Below are 18908 nucleotides of genomic sequence, written 5' to 3'. Positions count from 1 at the left end.
GACGGTCCGCCCCGCCCGCCGGGGGACGCCCCGCCCGGAGGTCAGTTCCTGGCGCTCGCGTCCGACAGCGTCTTCGCGACGTCCACGAAGCCCTGCTCGTCCGCGACGAGCCGCCCGTCGCGCACCACCTGGAACGTCACCTTGGTGTTGACGATCCGCGGGTACGCGGACGAGCCCAGCATGTCCTCCAGGTTCCAGCGCAGCGCCGGGGTGAGGCCGCCGGTCCCCACCGGGGTGCCCCGGTCGAGGGTGGAGGAGAGCTTCCAGGAGGTGATCTTCGAGGTGTCGGCCGCCTTCACGATCTCGTTCAGCACCGTGTACGCGATCCACGTGGTCTGGACGCCCGTGTCGTCCGGGTCGATCCGGTTGTCGCCGAAGGCGTGCTCGCGGATCACCTTCCGCATCCCGTCCCAGCGGTCGTCGCCCGAATCCGGGTACCAGCCGGTGACGTAGGCCCCCTCGAACGGGCTGTTCCGGCCGCCGGTGCTGTCGATCAGCGGCTGGTCGACGCTGCCGAGCACGGAGGAGATCCGGACCTTCCCGTACGACGGCTCCAGCCGCCGGAAGGAGTCGAAGAAGGTCTCCGTGCTCTTCCCGAGCACGGCCGTGACGCAGCCGCCGGACTCCCCCGCCGCCCGGAGCGCCGAGCCGGCGGCCCCGTCGTAGGAGGTGGCCGACTCCAGCGCCTTGACGTCGGCGGGCACGGACCGGCCGCTCTCGGTGAGTCCGGTCCTGAGCAGCCACGCCTGGCCGTCGCCGGCCAGAGTGTCGGGGCGCACCACGGCCACCCGCTCGCAGGCGCGGCCCAGCTGACGCGCGTTGCCCGCGAGCAGGGCCGACTGGCCGCCGTTGACGGGGTACGAGTTGTAGCTGCTGAACTCCTCGTCGGAGGCGCCGTAACCGCCGATGTAGGGGATCTGGGCGGTCTCCAGCGGCGCCATGAAGGCCGTCCCGTGCCGGCTGTACGAGCCGACCACCGCCACGGCCTTCTCCTCGATGGCCTTCCGGGCGCAGTTGGCCGCGCCGATCGAGGTGTCCTTCTCGTCACAGGTGAGGACGCGCAGCTCGTGACCGTCCAGCCCGCCGTTCTCGTTGGCCCAGTCGGCGTAGGTACGGGCCATGGCGGTGACGCCCGCCATGTCGAGCGCGCCCGCCCCGCCCCCGGACGGCGCCCAGGTCATGACGGTGACGGGCTCCCTGGAGCCCCCCGTGGCCCCAGGGAGTACGCCGCAGCCGGTGACCAGCAACGCCCCGACCGCCGCCGTACTCGTGAAGAACTTGTAGGGGCGGGGGGAGGTGGGGCGTCGCCGTCCGGTCATGGATACGAACAATTCCCGCCGCGGGGTAACGCCGCAGTGTGCCCCGGTCAACGCTCGGTGACGTCCGGGTGAATTGCGGGGGTCCGCGTGGGAGGGGGAAAAGGGAACGTACGATCGATGACCGTGCAGCAAGGTTCGGAGAACACTTCACGTCGCGGCCGTCGCTCCTCCACCATGGGCGGCATGCCGCTGAATGACATGCCTTGGTGGCGCTGGCGCAGCAACGTGCGCTCGGCGCTGCACATGCTCTCCGACCCCGTCTTCCACCACGAGTGCTGGCTGGCCGGCCGGGAGGGGTACGGCGACGTCACCGACGCCGTGTACCGCCTGGTCGAGGACACCTGGCTGGACAACTGGTCCGCCGAGAAGTACGTCGGGACGATATTCCGCGACGCCGGCGAGGCCGCCCTCGTCGACGTCGCCGTGCTCCGGGTGCTGCGCATCATGCACCAGGTCGGAGCGGACGCCCCGGTCTCGGCGTACATGGAGCACCACGGCTGGCCGGAGGCGGTACGGGCCGCCCGCGAGGCCCATGTGCTGCTCGCCGGGAACGACGGCGAGGACCCCGACACGCCCCCGCGTTCCCTGGACGTGCTCCGCATTCTGACCAGATCGGCCTGATGCCGGGCCGATGTGGCACGCTACGGGAATGACCGAGCCCAAGCCTGCCGACACCGCTGCGGACCAGTACGTCCTCACCCTCTCCTGCCCCGACAAGCAGGGCATCGTGCACGCCGTGTCGAGCTATCTCTTCATGACCGGCTGCAACATCGAGGACAGCCAGCAGTTCGGCGACCACGACACGGGCCTGTTCTTCATGCGCGTCCACTTCTCGGCGGAGGCCCCGGTGACCGTGGAGAAGCTGCGGGCGAGCTTCGCGGCGATCGGCGACTCCTTCCGGATGGAGTGGCAGATCCACCGCGCCTCGGAGCGGATGCGGGTCGTGCTGATGGTCAGCAGGTTCGGGCACTGCCTCAACGACCTGCTGTTCCGGTCCCGGATCGGCGCGCTGCCGATCGACATCGCGGCCGTCGTCTCCAACCACACCGACTTCGCCGAACTCGTCGCCTCGTACGACATCCCCTTCCGGCACATCCCGGTCACCAGGGAGACCAAGGCCGCCGCGGAGGCGCAGCTGCTGGAGCTGGTCCGCGAGGAGGACGTCGAGCTGGTCGTCCTCGCCCGCTACATGCAGGTGCTCTCGGACGACCTCTGCAAGCAGCTGAGCGGCCGGATCATCAACATCCACCACTCCTTCCTGCCGAGCTTCAAGGGCGCGAAGCCGTACCACCAGGCGCACGCCCGCGGGGTGAAGCTGATCGGCGCCACGGCGCACTACGTGACCGCCGACCTCGACGAGGGCCCGATCATCGAGCAGGAGGTCGAGCGGGTGGACCACGGCGTCACGCCGGACCAGCTGGTCGCCATCGGGCGCGACGTGGAGTGCCAGGCGCTGGCACGGGCGGTGAAGTGGCACGCGGAGCGCCGCATCCTGCTCAACGGCCGACGCACGGTGATCTTCTCGTAGGGCGTGTCCCGAAAGTCCCGTCCGGCCGGGAACGCCCGGCGCTTCCCCGAGCTCCCGGCTTCGCCCGGGATGGTCCACCGTGATCGGAAGGCGGCTCACGGGACGAGCGCACGTGCCACGGCTGGTATTACTGGGGCATGGAGGAAGAGACGGCACGTTCCGCGATCGACACGTTCATTTCCGCGTTCAACGCCCCGGACGACAGTTATGTGACTGCCCTGCTCTCCCAGGCCCTGACCTCGGACGTGGTCTTCTGGGGGCCGTTGGGCCGCAGCGAAGGAATCGCCGAGGTCGAGCAGTTCGTGCTGGAAATCCGGCGCCATCCGGCGGGGGCCGGCACGATGGTGCGCTGTTCAGCGGTGGACATGCCCGGCGAATGGGCCCGGTACCAGTGGGTCTTCACCACGCCGGACGGAGGCCCCCGCCTGGCGGGAACGGACGTCGTCCATCTGCGGCGGAGCCTCATCGACCAGATCATCGTCTTCGTGGGGGAGATCGAACAGTCCGCCTCCTGAGCCGTCCTGCGGACGTCACCGCGCATCCAGCCGTCACGACCACCGGCCCGGCGAACCCGCGCGGTCACAGCACCATCACCCGGGACCGCGACCGACCGGGCCCGTGACCGGCCGGCCGGTCACGGGCCCGGTGTCACAGCCGGCTCAGCGAGGCCGCGGCGAACAGCACGTCGCGGATCGCCTCGCGGTCCCCCTGCTGTCCGGCCGCCGCGTCCACCGGCGGCACGTGTCCGGCGACCAGCTGGCAGAACTCCACCCCGTCCAGCGCGACCTGCGCCACCGTGTGCTCGGGCGAGCCGAGCGCGGCCGGGGAGTCCAGCGGGATGTACCAGTCACCACCGCCCGAGCCCTCGATCTCCAGATGCAGCGAACGGCCCGGCGAACCGGCCGTCACCAGATGGCGGGCCGGTCCGGCCAGCCCGGACCTGCGCCGCCCGGCGAGCGCGGCCGGGATCAGCCGGGCCGCCAGGTCGATCATCCGGTTGAGGTGGGCGGCGGACGGCGCCTCGTACGGATAGTCCACCGCGTCCGCGATGTCGCCGCCGTGCACCCAGCACTCGAAGGCCCGGTCCAGCAGGGCGTCGTGCATCGGCAGGGCGAAGTCCCCGTACGAGACGGACAGTTCGGATACCCCGCGACCGGCGAAGGACACCGTGCGGATGAGGGCGTGGCTCTGGGCGCGCCACGGTTCGCGGACGGCGCGGGTGGGCGGCGTCCGGGTGGCGGACCAGTACTTCTCCGTGCGAGGGGTGGGCGACAGCGGCCAGTCGTCGCCCCGGCCCGTGCTGCCGTCGCCGAGGGGGACGTCGAGGCCGAGGGCGGCGGCGACCAGCCCGTCGACGGTCATGAGGTGGCCGATGACGCTCGCGACCGTCGTCCGGCGCCGGGCCCGCTGCTCGTCCTCGAACCACTTCAGGCGCACCGGGGCGTGCCACTCCGAGTCGCCGATGTCGCGGAGCAGCGCGTCCAGCCGTGCGGTCTCCGCGTCGTACGGGGTGGCCCAGTCCGGCACCGGGATGCCGGGCGGGCGGCGGGTCAGACAGGAGTCGATCACCCGGTTGCGCAGGGTCGGGTCGAGGTCCAGGCTGCGGTCGGTGTGCAGCAGGCCGACCGCGTCGCGCAGCCGCAGGGCCTCGTCCGCGCAGGCGGCGCACTCGGTCAGGTGCGCCTCGACGGCATCGGTCTCCTCGGCGGAGCAGGCGGTCAGGGCCCAGGCGCCGAGGAGGGCCTTGAGGACCTGGTGCGAAAGCGTCGGCACCGGGGCGGGCGGGTCCGATCGGTCCGGTGGTGCCACAGTGGTTTCCGGTTCCGGTGTCGTCGGTGGGGGTGTCGGCCGCGCGGCCCCGGGGACGGCCGACGGCGGGAGAACGGTGTCGAGGTCGAAGTCGTCCGCGGCGCCCCGCGGTGCCGGTATGCGCCGGGCGTTCCGCACCTCGTCGTCGCGGTCGCGGTCACGGTCGCCCGCATGGCCGCCGAGGTCGTCACCGTTCACAGGGGCTGTCCGTATCCGGGCGGCGACATCCCCTCCAGCGGACGGGCACGGGCGGTGGAGAGCAACTGCAGTCCGAGCCGCAGCCGGCGGCGGGCCTCGTCCTCGCTGACTCCGAGGTCGGACGCGGTCTGGCGGTAGTCCCTGCGCTGTATGTACGCGAGCTCCAGCGCGGCCCGCAGCGGGGCGGGCATGGAGGAGACGATGTAGTCGGCGCGGGCCGCGGCCGTGGCCAGGCGCACCCGCTCCTCCAACTCCTTCTCGATCTCCTCGTCCGTGCCGTCCTGGAGATCGGCCTCCTCGCGCAGCCGCCGCACGGACTGGCGGTGCGTGAGCCGGGCCACCCAGGAGCGCATCGAGCCCTGCTTCGGGTCGTACGCGTCCGGGTTCTCCCAGACGTAGCCGAAGACTTCGCGGGTCACCAGGTCGGCGGCGGTCTCGTCGTCGAGCATCCGGTGGGCCTGGCTGTGCACGAGCGAGGCGAACCGGTCGTAGAGCTCGCCGAGGGCCGCCGCCTCACCGCGTGCCAGCCGCTGCTGCATCTTGCGGTCCCAGCGGGGTGGTGCGTTTTTCGCCATGCGAACTCCCAGCCCTGTTCCCCTCGTCACACCGAATGTAGTCGGACACGCCGATCGGGCACGTCTTTTTGCGGCAAGTACGCCCCTGAAGCGGCCCGGGATGATAGGGAATGCGTCGCCCGGCGGTGCCGGAACCCGACCCGAAACGATCATTTCTGTTTGGACGCGGTTGCGCCCCGTGACGCGCCCCGGTGTTTCATCGGCGTACGACCGGGGCACGCGCGACAAGGAACGGAAACTTCCGGATCGTCGGAATTCCCCGGAACGAGAGGCCCCGTCACGTGAGGAGTCCCCGCCCCACCGGAAACCGCCCGTCGTCGGTGGCCGCCCACGCAGTCCGGCCCGCCCAGGAGCACCCCCGGGAGCCGCTGGAGGTCGTCGGGACCGAGCGGCACGGATGGACCGTGCTGCGGGTGCGCGGCGAACTGGACCTGGTGTCGTCGCCAGCCGTGCGGCAGTCCGTCCACGACGCGGTCGCCGTCGGCCGCCACGACGTGGTGCTCGACCTCTCCGAGGTCCTGTTCTGCGACTCCAGCGGCGTCGGCGTGCTGATCGCCTCCCGCCGGCTGATGCGTTCCTGCGGCGGCCGGCTGCGGCTGATCCTGCCGGACCGGGGCGCGGAGGAGGGCTCCCACCTCAACCGGGTGCTCGCCGCGCTGGGCGTGCGCCGGCTCTTCGACATCTACCCCGACCGGGACGCCGCCGTCGACGGCCGGGCCCGACCGCTCTCGGCCTGAGCCCCGACCGTTCTCGGCCCGGGTTCCGGCCGGGTGCTCCCCGGCCCGGCGGCCGTGTTCGATGACCGGGTCGTGACAACCACGGGGCGCGCGGGTGACATGTGACGCCCGCCGACCCCGTACGCTCCACGCATGGACAGCGCAGAGTACGAGCGCAAGATCGCTCACCGCTTCGCCGCCTTCGACCAGGACGGCAACGGGTACATCGATCGCGCCGATTTCAACGCCGCCGCGGCCCGGCTGCTCGCCGAGTTCGGCACGACGGCCCGCTGCGACAAGGGCCAGGCGCTCTACACGGGGGCCGAGGCGTTCTGGCAGGGCATGGCGGGCATCGCCGACGTGGACGGGGACCAGCGGGTCACCCGCGAGGAGTTCGTGGGCGGGGCCGTGAAGCGGCTGCGCGACAACCCGGAGCGCTTCGCGGAGATCGCCCGCCCGTTCCTGCGCGCCGCGATCGCCGTGGCGGACGGGGAGGGCGCGGGCTCCGCGTCCGTGCCCGCCGTGGAACGGGCGCTCGCGGTGCTGGGCGCGGACGACGGCACGGCGGAACTCGCGGCCCGGGGCCTGGACACGGACGGGGACGGCCGGATCGCGGAGCAGGACGCGGTGGCGGCCTTCGCCGCGTACTTCACGGTGATCGCCCCGGACGCGTAGGACCTTCGTCCTTCCGGGTGAGGGGGCCGGCCCCCTCACCCGTTCCCGGGGTCCAGCCGTTCCGCGGACCGGAGCAGGTACTCGGGCAGCTTCGAGCGGGCCGCCAGCACCTCGATGCCGAGGAGGCGGCCCTCTTCGTCGAAGTCGAGGTTGATCATGCCGTCGACGTCGACCGGATCGCAGGCGTACATGTGCGCCGACCGCACGGGGGTGTGCGGTTCGGTGAGGTACACGTACGCCGCGTTCGCGGTGCTGTCGTAGGTGACTCCGAGATCTGCCACGGCGGTCGGGCTCCCTTGCTGTCGTCCGTCGCAGATGATGGCACCGTTCCCGCCCGTGCCGTCGGCTCTCAGGCGAACCGTTCCCGCAGGCGGTACTTCAGTACCTTGCGCAGGGTCTCGTTGCGCGGCAGTTCCGCCACCACCTCCAGCCGTTCGGGCAGTTTGTGCACGGCGAGGCCGGCCGCCCGCAGGTGCTCGGTGAGTTCGGGCAGGGTCAGCGGCGGGGTGCCGGGGGGCTGTTCGACCACCGCGCAGACGAGTTCGCCGCGGGCCGGGTCGGGGAGGCCGATCACCGCGGCGTCGCCGACGGCGGGGTGCTGGTGCAGCAGGTCCTCTATCTCCTTGGCGGAGATGTTCTCGCCCTTGCGGATGATGATGTCCTTCAGCCGGCCGGTGAGCACCAGGTGGCCGCTCTCCCGGAGGTGGCCGACGTCGCCGGTGATCAGGAAGCCCTCCGCGTCGAACGCCGCGGCGGACGCCTCCGGGTCCAGGTAGCCCCGGCAGACGGCCTCCCCGCGCAGCCGCACCTCGCCGTCGGTGCCGGGCGGCAGCGGGGTGCCGTGCTCGTCGGTGATCCGGATCTCCATGCCGGCCGGCGGGCGGCCCTCCGTCTCCGCGAGGTGTTCCGCCGTGTCCTCGGGGTCGCCCATCGTGATCATGGGGACCTCGGTCATGCCGTAGCCGTGGGTGAGCTGGACGCCCATCTCGCGCACCGCCGCGTGGTAGATCTCCGGTGGCTTGGGGGCGCCGCCGCCCGCCAGCAGCCGCAGGGTGGGGACGGGCCTCACGGCCGGGTCCTTGCGCTGCTCGGTCAGGAACATCGAGTAGAACGCGGTGGACCCGCCCGCGACCGTCACCCCGTGCCGCCGGTACTCCGTCAGGGCGTCCGGCATGGCGAAGTGCTCGAACAGCACCGCGGGGAACCCGTACAGCAGGAGCATCACCGAGTAGTCCGGCCCGGCGACGTGGGCGAACGGGAAGGCCATCGAGCCGACGTCGTCCGGCGCCAGCCGCAGCGCGTGGGCCAGGCAGGAGCCGCCCGCGATCAGGCTGCGGTCGGTGTGCAGCACGCCCTTCGGGTCGGAGGTGGTGCCCGAGGTCCAGTAGATCCAGCGCACCGCCGTGCCGTCGTCGGGCGGCGGCGGGAGCACGGCGGGATCGCCGTCCGGCAGCGCGTCGTACGCCTCGAACACCACCGGCCCTCCCCCCGCCGCCAGCCGGCCGGCCATCGCCGTGTGGTCGAAGCCGCGCCAGGTGCCCGGTACGGCGAAGAACTCCGCCTTCGACTCGCGCAGCGCGAACCCCACCTCGCGGTCCCGGTAGAAGGGGATGACCGGGGACTGCACCGCCCCGATCCGGGTCAGCGCGAAGGACAGCAGCACCGTCTCGATCCGGGTCGGCAGCTGCCAGGCCACCACGCTGCCGGGGCGCACGCCCAGGCCGTGGAGACCGGCCGCGACCCGTTCGCCGCGCTCGCGCAGCTCGCCGAAGGTCAGTGTGCGGTCGCCCTGGATCAGGAAGGTGCGGTCCGGGGTCAGGGCGGCCCGGCGTTCGACGAGTTCCCAGAAGGTGCCCGACGTGCTCAGGGCGTGTGCGGTCTCGGTCACGGCCGACCCCTCTCGAATGCTGACGGGTAGTCAGATCGTGCGGAGAGCGTAGAGCGCCGCGCCTTGTCGGTCCAGGGGTGCGGGGCTAGCCTGAGTGCGACATCGATCTGACGGGTCATCAGAAATGCGTTCGCCGAAGGGGACACCATGACCGAACTGCCTCGGATCGTCAGCGTCGACGACCACGTGATCGAGCCGCCGCACCTCTTCTCGACCTGGCTGCCCGCCAAGTACCGCGAGCGCGGTCCGCAGCCGCTCACCGCGGGCATCGGCGAGCTGGCCTACACCGGCGGCAAGTACGTCATCACGATGGACCCGGACGGGCCGCCCACCGACTGGTGGATCTACGAGGACCTGAAGTTCCCGTACAAGCGCAACATCGCCGCCGTCGGCTTCGACCGCGACGACATGACGCTGGAGGGCATCACCCGGGCGGAGATGCGCCCCGGCTGCTGGGACCCGGCCGAGCGGCTGAAGGACATGGACCTCAACCACGTCGAGGCCAGCCTCTGCTTCCCGACCTTCCCGCGCTTCTGCGGCCAGACCTTCGCCGAGGCCCGGGACAAGGAAGTGGCACTCGCCTGCGTGCGCGCCTACAACGACTGGATGGTCGAGGAGTGGTGCGGCGACAGCGGCGGCCGGCTCATCCCGCTCTGCATCATCCCGCTCTGGGACATCGGCCTGGCCGTCGCCGAGATCCGGCGCAACGCGGCGCGCGGGGTGCGGGCGGTGACCTTCTCCGAGATCCCCACCCACCTCGGGCTGCCCTCGATCCACACCGGTTACTGGGACCCCTTCTTCGCCGCCTGCGAGGAGACCGGCACGGTCGTCAACATGCACATCGGGTCCAGCTCGCAGATGCCCGCCGCCTCCCCGGACGCCCCGCCCGCCGTGCAGGCCAGCCTCTCCTTCAACAACGCCATGGCCTCGATGATGGACTTCCTGTTCAGCGGCGTCCTGGTGCGCTTCCCCCGGCTCAAGCTCGCCTACAGCGAGGGCCAGATGGGCTGGATCCCGTACGCCCTGGAACGCGCCGACGACGTCTGGGAGGAGCACCGGGCGTGGGGCGGGGTGCGCGACCTGATCCCCGAGCCGCCGTCCACGTACTACTACCGGCAGATCTTCTGCTGCTTCTTCCGCGACAAGCACGGCGTCGCCTCGCTCGACGTGGTCGGACGCGACAACGCCACCTTCGAGACCGACTACCCGCACGTCGACTCGACCTTCCCGCACACCAAGCAGGTCGCCCTGGACCACGTCGACGGCCTGGACGACGAGACCGTCTACAAGCTGATGCGCGGCAACGCGATCCGGATGCTCGATCTGGACCTGGACAAGTAGGCGGGCATGGACCTCTCGTACACGCCGCAGGAGGAGGAGTTCCGGGCGCGGCTGCGCGCGTGGCTGGCCGCCGTGCTCCCCGCGCTGCCGGCGGCGCCCCGCCCCGACGACTGGCCCGGACGCCGCGCGTACGACACCGCCTGGCAGCGGATGCTGTACGACGCCGGGTACGCCGGTCTGCACTGGCCCGTCGACGCGGGCGGCCGGGGCGCCACCCCGACCCAGCACCTGATCTTCCTGGAGGAGACGGAGCGGGCCGGGGCCCCGTACGTCGGCGCGAACTTCGTCGGGCTGCTGCACGCCGGACCGACGATCGCCGCCGAGGGCACCGCGGAGCAGCGGGCCCGCTGGCTGCCCCCGGTGCTGCGCGGCGACGAGATCTGGTGCCAGGGGTTCAGCGAGCCCGACGCCGGTTCTGACCTCGCCGCGCTGCGCACCAGGGCGGTGCGCGACGGCGACCACTACGTGGTGAGCGGCAGCAAGATCTGGACCTCGCACGCCGAGGTCGCCGACTGGTGCGAACTCCTGGTGCGCACGGACCCGGCGGCGCCCAGGCACCGGGGCATCACCTGGCTCGCGATGCGGATGGACGCCCCCGGGGTCACCGTCCGCCCGCTGCGCACCCTCGCCGGCTCCACCGAGTTCGCCGAGGTGTTCCTCGACGAGGTCCGGGTGCCGGTCGCCCACCGGGTCGGCGCGGAGAACGACGGCTGGCGGGTCACCATGGTCACGCTCTCCTTCGAGCGCGGCACGGCGTTCGTCGGCGAGGTCGTCGCCTGCCGCCGCACCCTGTCCGCCCTGGCCGGCGAAGCACGGGCCAACGGCCGCTGGGACGACCCGGTGCTGCGCCGTCGGCTGGGCCGGCTGAACGCGGAGTTCCGGGCGCTGTGGCGGCTCACCCAGTGGAACGTGAGCGAGGCCGGGCGGGGCGGCGTCGTGGGCACCGGCGGCTCCGTCTTCAAGCTGCGCTACTCGCAGGCCCGCCAGGAGCTGTACGAGGCGGCCGCCGAGGTGCTCGGCGCGGACGGCGCGGACCTGGACCGGGAGTGGGTCCTGGACCGGCTGTCCTCGCTCTCGTACACCATCGCCGCGGGCACCTCGCAGATCCAGCGGAACATCGTCGCCGAGCGGCTGCTCGGCCTGCCGAAGGGGCGCTGACGCGGCATGGACTTCCAGCTCTCGGACGACCAGCGGGCCCTGCGGGCGGGGGTGCGGGAACTGCTCGCCGGACGCTTCGGCAGGGACCGGATGCGGGCCGCCCTCGACGCCGGTGCGGGACTCGACCGGACGCTGTGGCGGGATCTCGCGCGGGCCGGGTTCTTCGCGCTGCGGCTGCCGGAGGCGGAGGGGGGCGTCGGGCTCGGGCTGCCGGAATCGGTCCTCCTCTTCGAGGAGGCGGGGGCCGCGCTGCTGCCGGGGCCCCTGATCGCCACCCAGCTCGCGGCCGGCGCGGTGAAGGGCGCGGCGGAGGGCGAGGCGGTGGTGACGGTGCGGGAACCGGGCCTGCCGGTGGCACATCTGGACGGGGCCGACGCGCTGCTCGTACTGGGGAGCGAGGGGGCGGGAGTGCTGCGGGACGCCGGCCGGGTGCGGGAATCCGCCGTTCCCGTACGGTCGCTCGATCCGTTCACCCCGTTGTGGCGGGTGACGAATCCTCCTGAGACGGGGGAACAGGTGTCGGACGGGGGGCGGTTACGGGCGGAGGGGGCGCTCCTGACTGCTGCCGAACAACTCGGGAGTGCCGTCCGCACCACCGACATGGCCGTTCAACACGCCGGTGCGCGCGAGCAGTTCGGTTCACCGATCGGGTCCTTCCAGGCGGTCAAACACCTGTGCGCGGAGATGCTGGTCCGAGCCGAACTCGCCCGCTCCGCCGTGTACGCGGCGGCCGTGACGGCGGACCCGGTGGAGATCGCGGGCGCCAAGCTGCTCGCCGACGAGGCCGCGGTCCGCAACGCCCGCGACTGTCTCCAGGTGCACGGCGGCATGGGCTTCACCTGGGAGTCCGACGTCCATCTCCACCTCAAACGGGCCTGGCTGCGGGCCGGGCGGTGGATGACGGCGGAGGCGGCCGAGGAGGTGCTCGCGGCGGATCTGCGCTGAGTCCGGGCGGTTGCCGCGCGGTCCCGGCGCGGGCTGCGGCGGGTCACCCGCGCCCGGCAGGCCGGGGTGCGAGCTTCACGCTGCGGAGTCACGCAGCGCAGTCGGCGGGCGCGGGCCCGGATGCGTGTCCCCTCCATGATTCGTCACGGGACGGAGTCGGTGCCGGGCTCGGGTACGCTCCGTTTGATGCGACAGCAACTGGAATCGGGCGATCCGGTGGTGGGCCGTGCGGCGGCCCCGGTCCGGCTCCGGTGCGCTGCTCGTATTTCGCACAGAGGCTCGGGGCCTGCCCGGAAGACGATTCCGGCACCCCGCCCGGGCTTTTGTTCGACCCCCCGCAATGTGCGTCGCACAGTATGCACCACGCGTACTCCTTCGCGCTGGAATATGCCCGAAGCGCTTGTTGCGGTGACTGTACGTCAACCATGCTGTCTCGTAGGGGAGTCACGTTCCGTGACCCCGAGGAGGCGCGAGGCGATGTGTCCGCCGGTTCGGATGGTGTGAGCGGTGCAGGTGCTTCAGGTTCAGCTGGAAGTCGGGCCGGATCCCGCGGAGGTCGGGCGGGCCCGTAGATGGGCGCGGTCGAGGCTGATCGGGTCCGGGATACGGGACGACGAGCCGCTGGCGGAGACGCTCATCCTGCTGATCTCGGAGCTGGTCACCAACGCGGTGGTCCATACCGGGTGCCCGGCCGTGCTGCGCATGCTGTTCGGCTCGGCGGGCGGCTCCGGGACCGTGCGGGTCGAGGTGGCCGACGCCAGCTGCCGCCCCCCGCAGCAGCGGCACGCCGAGGGCGAGGACACCAACGGCCGGGGCCTGGAGCTGGTCGACGGCCTCGCCGACCGCTGGGGCTGGCAGCCGGAGGGCGCGGGCAAGCGCATCTGGTGCGAGGTGGACCGCGGCGCGCCGGTGATCCAGGTCGTACCGGCGCACCGGACCGGACCGGTCGCGCCCGGGGGCCCGGGATTCCGGGACGTGCCGGGCGGCCATGACGCACCGGGCGTCCACGGCACGCGGAGCGCGCACGGGGGGCAGGAGGCGGGCGGTGGGGACCGCGCCGCGTATCAGCCCTCGCGCCCCCTCACCCGAGGTGCATAAAGGTTAAAGCAGTCTCCCGGAGCGGGTCCGTGCGCCGGCGTCGAACGGCGGACGCCGCTGCGGGGGCCCGGCCCGCGGTGGCCGCGGCGACTGCGGCGCACGGCTGCGCCCGGCCGCGGCCCCGGCCTGCGGAAAGGCCCGTGCCCCCGGTCAGGGGCACGTGCTGCCCGGCGGGAGCCGGTGCCGTTCAGAGGACGGCGACGGGTGCGACCGGGGTGCCGGTCGCGCCCGTGAACGGTTCCGGCATCGCGGAGAGCAGGAAGGCGTACCGCCGCTCCTGCGCACAGGCCGTGGACAGCTCCTCCAGGTTCCAGTTCTGGCCCTGGATCATGCCCATCTCGACCAGGTCCAGCGCGTGCACCCCCAGCCACAGGTCGTCGATCTCCGGCGGGAAGATCTCGAAGGTCAGGGTGTCGTTGGCGACGGCCGCGACGTCGCGCGCGCGGAACCACTCGGGGGTACGGACCGAGAGGCCGGGCGACGGGTGGGCGTACGCGTTCCGGTCGCCCGCCAGGAGGACCCGCATCTGCCCGGTCCGTACGAGCACGATGTCGCCCGCCCGGACCCGGACGCCCGCCAGTTCCTCCGCCGCCTCCAGGTCCTCGGGGGTGACGGCGTGGCCGCCGGGCAGCCGGTCCGTGCCGTGCGCGCGGGCCACGTCGAGCAGCACCCCGCGCGAGACGACGTGCGGCACCTTGTCGATCCCGCCGAACCGGGCGCCCTCGTGCGCGGTGATGGTGTCGGCCGGGCGGCCGTTGTAGATCCTCCCCGAGTGCGAGGCGTGGGTCAGGGCGTCCCAGTGGGTGGCCGTCTGCAGGCTCAGGACCGCCATGTCGTCGCTGGTGGCGACGGTGCCGGGGCCGAAGAGCTCCTGGTTGATCTGGACCATGGTGTGCACCGGGTTGATCCGGCCGGGGACCAGTCCGCTCTGCACGCCGTCCTGCCCGAGGGGGAGGGCGAGCGGGACGCGCAGCCCGCTGCGCACGGTGGCGGCCGCCTCGCGCACGACGGCGTCGGTGATCAGGTTGAGCGTCCCGATCTCGTCGTCGGCGCCCCAGCGGCCCCAGTTGTTGACCCGCTCGGCGATCTCGTGGAACTCGGCCGGCAGTGACACGGTGCCTCCCGGGGCTTGTGCTCGTGGACCTGATGGCCCATAAAATCTAACGGTCCGTCAGAAACCGCGGGAAGGGGCCGGGCGTGGGGAACTTCTTGGCAGGCAAGGTGGTCGCCGTGACGGGGGCCGGGCGCGGCATCGGGCGGGCCGTCGCGCTCGCGGCGGCGGCCGAGGGGGCCCGGGTCGTCGTCAACGACTACGGGGTGGCCGTCGGGGGCGGCGAGCCGAGCAGCGAGGTCGCCGAGTCCGTCGTCGAGGAGATCGTGGCGGCGGGCGGCGAGGCGGTGGCCGTGGCCGACGACATCTCCACGATGGCGGGCGGGCAGCGGGTCGTGGACACGGCGCTCACCCGGTACGGGCGCGTCGACGGGGTCGTGTGCGTGGCCGGCATCCTGCGGGAGCGGATGCTGTTCAACATGTCGGAGGAGGAGTGGGACCCGGTGGTCGCCACCCACCTCAAGGGCACCTTCACCGTCTTCCGGGCCGCCTCGGCGGTGATGCGGAAGCAGGAGGGCGGCGGCACGCTGATCGGCTTCACCAGCGGCAACCACCAGGGCAGCGTCGCCCAGGCGAACTACAGCGCCGCGAAGGGCGGGATCATCTCGCTGGTGCGCAGCGCGGCGCTGGGCCTGCACAAGTACGGCGTCACGGCCAACGCCGTGGCCCCGGTCGCCCGGACCCGGATGTCCGCCGGCGTGCCCATGGAGCTCAAGGAGATCGGCGAACCGGAGGACGTGGCCGCGTTCGTCGTCTACCTGCTCGGCGACCGGGCCCGCAAGGAGGGCATCACCGGCCAGGTGTACACGGTCGCGGGCCCGAAGATCGCGGTCTGGGCCCAGCCGAGGGAGCTGCGGGCGGGGTACGTGGAGGGGGCGTGGACCCCGGAACGGATCGCGGACTTCCTGCCGGGGACGGTGGGCACGGACCCGATGCCGATGCTGGCGCGGCTGGAGGAGATGGCCGCCGCGGCGAAGGCCGGGACGAGGCCGAACGCCTGACGGCCCGCTTCTTGGACAAGGGCGGCAGCGGCAGCGGTACCGGCGGGAACGGCAGCGGCGACAACAGCGGTCGTGGCACCGGAACCGGCACCGGCGGAAACGGCGGCAACAGCAGGGAGGCACCGTGGACTTCGACTTCGGCCCCGACGACACCGCGTTCCGCGAGGAGGCCCGCGGCTGGCTGGCGGCGCACCTGGTCGGCGAGTACGCGGCGGCGGCCGGCACCGGCGGCCCCGGCAGCGAGCACCAGGGCTTCGCGGTCCGCCGGGCCTGGGAGCGCGAGCTGGGCCGGGCCGGCTGGATCGGCCTCGGCTGGGACGACCGCGCCACCGGCCACGGCAACCGGCACGCCACCCTCACCCAGCAGGTCGTCTGGGCCGAGGAGTACGCCCGCGCCGCCGCCCCCGCCCGGGTGGGCCACATCGGCGAGAACCTCCTCGCCCCGACCCTGATCGCGCACGGCAGCCCGGAGCAGCGGCGCCGCTTCCTGCCCGCCGTCGCCCGCGGCGAGCAGCTCTGGTGCCAGGGATACAGCGAACCGGAAGCCGGCTCGGACCTCGCCGCGGTGCGGACCGTCGCGGTGCCCGACGGTGCCGCCGGCGGCCACCGCGTCACCGGGCAGAAGGTCTGGACGTCGCTGGCGCGGGAGGCCGACTGGTGCTTCGTGCTGGCCCGTACCGAGCCCGGCTCGCGGCGCCACCACGGACTGTCGTTCCTGCTCGTGCCGATGGACCAGCCGGGCCGGATCGAGGTGCGCCCGATCCGGCAGATGTCCGGGACCAGCGAGTTCAACGAGGTCTTCTTCGACGGGGCGCGGGCCGAGGAGTGCGTCGGCGGCGAGGGCAACGGCTGGCGGGTCGCCATGGGGCTGCTCGCCCTGGAGCGCGGCGTCTCCACGCTCGTCCAGCAGATCGGGTTCGCCGCCGAGCTCGACCGGGTGGTGCGGGCCGCCGTGACCACCGGCGCCGTCACCGACCCGGTGCTGCGCGAACGCCTCGTCCGCCAGTGGGCGGAGCTCAGGACCATGCGCTGGAACGCCCTGTGCACCCTGGGCGCCGCGGCCGGCGCCGGCGCGCCCAGCGTGGCGAAGCTGCTGTGGGGCGGCTGGCACAAGCGCCTGGGCGAACTGGCCGTGGCGGTCAGGGGCGCGGCGGGCGCCGTCAGTCCGGCCGACTGGTCGGCGAAGGCCCCGTACGAACTCGACGAGGCACAGCGGCTGTTCCTGTTCAGCCGGTCCGACACCATCTACGGCGGCTCGGACGAGATCCAGCGGAACATCATCGCCGAGCGGGTGCTCGGCCTACCGAGGGAGACGGGATGAGAGGCGTCGTCTTCGACGGCATCCGGACCGAGGTCGTCGACGACCTGGAGATACGCGGACCGGGCCCCGGCGAGGTGCTGGTGGCGGTGGCCGCGGCCGGACTGTGCCACAGCGACCTGTCCGTGATCGACGGGACGATCCCGTTCCCGGCGCCGGTGGTGCTCGGGCACGAGGGCGCGGGCGTGGTCGAGGCGGTCGGCGCGGGCGTCTCCCACGTGGCGCCCGGCGACCACGTCTCGCTGTCCACGCTCGCCAACTGCGGGGCCTGCGCCCAGTGCGACCGGGGCCGGCCGACCATGTGCCGCAAGGCGATCGGGATGCCGGGGCAGCCGTTCTCCCGGCAGGGGAAGCCGCTGTACCAGTTCGCCTCCAACTCGGCCTTCGCCGAACGGACCCTGGTCCGGGCCGTGCAGGCGGTGAAGATCCCGAAGGAGCTGCCGCTGACCTCCGCGGCCCTGATCGGCTGCGGGGTGCTGACGGGGGTCGGTGCCGTGCTGAACCGGGCGAAGGTGGACCGCGGCGACACGGTCGTGGTGATCGGCACCGGCGGCATCGGGCTCAACGTGATCCAGGGCGCCCGGCTCGCGGGCGCGCTGACGATCGTCGCCGTGGACAGCAACCCGGAGAAGGCGGAGACGGCCCGGCGGTTCGGCGCCACCCACTTCCTGACCTCGGCCGACGGGGTGCGGGAGATCCTGCCCCACGGCGCCGACCACGCCTTCGAGTGCGTCGGCCGCACGGAACTGATCCGGGCCGCCGTCGATCTGCTGGACCGGCACGGCCAGGCGGTCCTGCTGGGCGTCCCGGCCGCGACGGCCGAGGCGTCGTTCCTCGTCTCGTCGATGTACCTGGACAAGTCGATCCTGGGCTGCCGGTACGGCTCCTCGCGCCCGCAGCGGGACATCGCGCTCTACGCGGACCTGTACCGGGAGGGCCGGCTGCTCCTGGACGAACTGGTCACCCGCACCTACCCGGTGGAGGACTTCGCCGGGGCGGCGGACGACGCGCGCCACGGCCGGGTGGCCCGGGGAGTGCTGGTGTTCTGACCGCCTGCGGGGGCCCTCACGCCTGCCCGGCCCGGAACGTGCGCCGGTACACCGTCGGGGAGACCCCCAGCGCCGCCTGGAGGTGCTGGCGCAGTGACGTGGACGTGCCGAAGCCCGCGTCCCTCGCCACCTGGTCGATCGACAGGTCCGTCGACTCCAGCAGCTGCCGGGCCCGTTCGACCCGCTGCCGGGTCAGCCACTGCACGGGGCTGACCCCGACCTCCTCCCGGAACCGGCGGGTGAACGTCCGCACGCTCATCGACTCCTGCTGCGCCATGTCGCGCAGCATGATCGGCCGCTCCAGCCGCCCGAGCGCCCAGGTGCGCGCGGTGATGGTGGTCGAGAACTGGGGGTCGGGCACGGGGCGCTGGATGTACTGGGCCTGCCCGCCGTCCCGGTGCGGGGGCACGACCGTGCGCCGGGCGACGTCGTTGGCGACGGCGGCGCCGTGGTCGCGGCGCACGATGTGCAGGCAGAGGTCGATCCCGGCGGCGACCCCGGCGGAGGTCAGGACGTCCCCGTCGTCGATGAACAGGACGTCCGGATCGACCCGGACCTTCGGGAAGAGCCGCTGGAAGTGGTCGGCGTGCCACCAGTGGGTGGTGGCGGGCCGCCCGTCGAGGTACCCGGCGGCGGCCAGCACGTAGCTGCCCGTGCAGATGGAGACCATCCGGGTGCCCGGCCGGACGTGGGCGAAGGCGGCGGCGAGCTCGTCGGTGAGCCGGCCCTCCGTGTGGACGGGGCCGAGTTCGTAACTGGCGGGGATCACGACCGTGTCGGCGGTGGCCAGGGCCTCCGGGCCGTGCTCGACGGTGATCGTGAAGTCCGCGTCGGTACGGATCGGGCCCGGCGCGCGGACGGAGCAGGTCACCACCTCGTACAGGCGGCGGCCCTTGTCGTGCGCTTCGGTGCCGAACGAGCGGCCGAAGATCCTCTGCGGGATGCCCAGCTCGAAGGGGAGCAGCCCGTCGAGGGCCAGGACGGCGATCCGGTGCGGCATGGGCGGCATGGGCGGACTCCCTTCACCTCGTCCTAGCTGGTATAGACCTACTTGGTATAGACCACAAGCCGTCGTGCGTCGTCGCACGAGGAGGACAAGGCCGGGGACGCCCCCGCGCATTCCCGGCCCGGCGCCCCCGTACGTCCTCGTCGCACCCCCGGCCCGTCCCCGGGGGCGGA

Annotated in this window: 19 protein-coding genes; 12 read left to right on the top strand and 7 right to left on the bottom strand. The window is 72.7% G+C overall.

Annotation, left to right across the window (positions count from 1 at the left end):
* Positions 1-41: 41 nt before the first annotated feature.
* Complete coding sequence (locus ACFYW1_RS15560) at positions 42-1319, bottom strand: ABC transporter substrate-binding protein (RefSeq protein WP_388991902.1); 1278 nt, start codon at positions 1317-1319, stop codon at positions 42-44.
* A 174-nt stretch (positions 1320-1493) separates the two neighbouring features.
* Here ACFYW1_RS15560 and ACFYW1_RS15555 point away from each other — a divergent pair, with 174 nt between their 5' ends.
* The 3 genes from ACFYW1_RS15555 to ACFYW1_RS15545 all read left to right on the top strand — a co-directional run bounded on the left by ACFYW1_RS15555 (position 1494) and on the right by ACFYW1_RS15545 (position 3362).
* The gene (locus ACFYW1_RS15555) at positions 1494-1940 is read left to right on the top strand and encodes a hypothetical protein (protein WP_148837315.1); all 447 of its coding nucleotides are present in this window, start codon (positions 1494-1496) and stop codon (positions 1938-1940) included.
* Between the two features lie 28 nt (positions 1941-1968).
* Positions 1969-2847 carry a formyltetrahydrofolate deformylase gene (purU, locus tag ACFYW1_RS15550; RefSeq protein WP_388991899.1) on the top strand — a complete coding sequence of 293 codons (879 nt, stop codon included), beginning with the start codon at positions 1969-1971 and terminating at the stop codon, positions 2845-2847.
* Between the two features lie 137 nt (positions 2848-2984).
* The gene (locus ACFYW1_RS15545; RefSeq protein WP_388991896.1) at positions 2985-3362 is read left to right on the top strand and encodes a nuclear transport factor 2 family protein; all 378 of its coding nucleotides are present in this window, start codon (positions 2985-2987) and stop codon (positions 3360-3362) included.
* A 133-nt stretch (positions 3363-3495) separates the two neighbouring features.
* On the opposite strand, the gene ACFYW1_RS15540 is transcribed toward ACFYW1_RS15545, so the two are convergent.
* The gene (locus tag ACFYW1_RS15540; protein WP_388991893.1) at positions 3496-4854 is read right to left on the bottom strand and encodes a zf-HC2 domain-containing protein; all 1359 of its coding nucleotides are present in this window, start codon (positions 4852-4854) and stop codon (positions 3496-3498) included.
* Positions 4851-5429, bottom strand: a complete 579-nt coding sequence (locus tag ACFYW1_RS15535) for an RNA polymerase sigma factor (RefSeq protein WP_388991890.1) — start codon at positions 5427-5429, stop codon at positions 4851-4853. The genes ACFYW1_RS15540 and ACFYW1_RS15535 overlap by 4 nt, the downstream gene beginning before the upstream one ends.
* Positions 5430-5797: 368 nt before the next feature.
* On the opposite strand from ACFYW1_RS15535, the gene ACFYW1_RS15530 reads away from it, so the two are divergent.
* Together ACFYW1_RS15530 and ACFYW1_RS15525 are read left to right on the top strand one after the other, a co-directional pair.
* Entirely contained in the window at positions 5798-6166 is a 369-nt protein-coding gene (locus ACFYW1_RS15530; RefSeq protein ID WP_388992143.1) for an STAS domain-containing protein, read from the top strand.
* A 132-nt stretch (positions 6167-6298) separates the two neighbouring features.
* The gene (locus tag ACFYW1_RS15525; protein WP_388991887.1) at positions 6299-6820 is read left to right on the top strand and encodes an EF-hand domain-containing protein; all 522 of its coding nucleotides are present in this window, start codon (positions 6299-6301) and stop codon (positions 6818-6820) included.
* 35 nt (positions 6821-6855) lie between these two features.
* On the opposite strand, the gene ACFYW1_RS15520 is transcribed toward ACFYW1_RS15525, so the two are convergent.
* A complete protein-coding gene (locus ACFYW1_RS15520; protein WP_388991884.1) occupies positions 6856-7101 on the bottom strand; it encodes a DUF2283 domain-containing protein in 246 nt (81 codons plus the stop codon).
* Positions 7102-7169: 68 nt separating this feature from the next.
* Positions 7170-8708: a class I adenylate-forming enzyme family protein gene (locus ACFYW1_RS15515; protein WP_388991881.1), complete on the bottom strand. Its 1539-nt coding sequence runs from the start codon at positions 8706-8708 to the stop codon at positions 7170-7172.
* 147 nt (positions 8709-8855) lie between these two features.
* Here ACFYW1_RS15515 and ACFYW1_RS15510 point away from each other — a divergent pair, with 147 nt between their 5' ends.
* The 4 genes from ACFYW1_RS15510 to ACFYW1_RS15495 all read left to right on the top strand — a co-directional run bounded on the left by ACFYW1_RS15510 (position 8856) and on the right by ACFYW1_RS15495 (position 13250).
* The gene (locus ACFYW1_RS15510) at positions 8856-10049 is read left to right on the top strand and encodes an amidohydrolase family protein (RefSeq protein WP_388991877.1); all 1194 of its coding nucleotides are present in this window, start codon (positions 8856-8858) and stop codon (positions 10047-10049) included.
* Positions 10050-10055: 6 nt separating this feature from the next.
* On the top strand, positions 10056-11207 hold the full coding sequence (locus ACFYW1_RS15505; RefSeq protein ID WP_388991874.1) for an acyl-CoA dehydrogenase family protein: 1152 nt from the start codon (positions 10056-10058) through the stop codon (positions 11205-11207).
* Positions 11208-11213: 6 nt separating this feature from the next.
* A complete protein-coding gene (locus ACFYW1_RS15500; protein WP_388991871.1) occupies positions 11214-12152 on the top strand; it encodes an acyl-CoA dehydrogenase family protein in 939 nt (312 codons plus the stop codon).
* 507 nt (positions 12153-12659) lie between these two features.
* On the top strand, positions 12660-13250 hold the full coding sequence (locus tag ACFYW1_RS15495; RefSeq protein WP_388991868.1) for an ATP-binding protein: 591 nt from the start codon (positions 12660-12662) through the stop codon (positions 13248-13250).
* A 187-nt stretch (positions 13251-13437) separates the two neighbouring features.
* Here the strand turns inward: ACFYW1_RS15495 and ACFYW1_RS15490 are convergent, their stop codons facing one another.
* Positions 13438-14364: a cyclase family protein gene (locus ACFYW1_RS15490; RefSeq protein ID WP_388991865.1), complete on the bottom strand. Its 927-nt coding sequence runs from the start codon at positions 14362-14364 to the stop codon at positions 13438-13440.
* A gap of 83 nt (positions 14365-14447) precedes the next feature.
* Here ACFYW1_RS15490 and ACFYW1_RS15485 point away from each other — a divergent pair, with 83 nt between their 5' ends.
* The 3 genes from ACFYW1_RS15485 (at position 14448) to ACFYW1_RS15475 (ending at position 17729) form a co-directional block, all read left to right on the top strand.
* Positions 14448-15362 carry an SDR family oxidoreductase gene (locus ACFYW1_RS15485; RefSeq protein WP_388991862.1) on the top strand — a complete coding sequence of 305 codons (915 nt, stop codon included), beginning with the start codon at positions 14448-14450 and terminating at the stop codon, positions 15360-15362.
* 124 nt (positions 15363-15486) lie between these two features.
* On the top strand, positions 15487-16683 hold the full coding sequence (locus tag ACFYW1_RS15480) for an acyl-CoA dehydrogenase family protein (protein WP_388991859.1): 1197 nt from the start codon (positions 15487-15489) through the stop codon (positions 16681-16683).
* Entirely contained in the window at positions 16680-17729 is a 1050-nt protein-coding gene (locus ACFYW1_RS15475) for a Zn-dependent alcohol dehydrogenase (RefSeq protein ID WP_388991856.1), read from the top strand. Before ACFYW1_RS15480 ends, ACFYW1_RS15475 begins: the two co-directional genes overlap by 4 nt.
* A 16-nt stretch (positions 17730-17745) precedes the next feature.
* Here ACFYW1_RS15475 and ACFYW1_RS15470 read toward each other — a convergent pair whose 3' ends face one another.
* The gene (locus ACFYW1_RS15470; protein ID WP_388992140.1) at positions 17746-18729 is read right to left on the bottom strand and encodes a GlxA family transcriptional regulator; all 984 of its coding nucleotides are present in this window, start codon (positions 18727-18729) and stop codon (positions 17746-17748) included.
* Positions 18730-18908 lie beyond the last annotated feature (179 nt).

The sequence above is a fragment of the Streptomyces sp. NPDC002669 genome (assembly GCF_042889165.1).
GTDB lineage: Bacteria > Actinomycetota > Actinomycetes > Streptomycetales > Streptomycetaceae > Streptomyces.
This window is presented reverse-complemented; position numbering and strand designations above follow the sequence as displayed.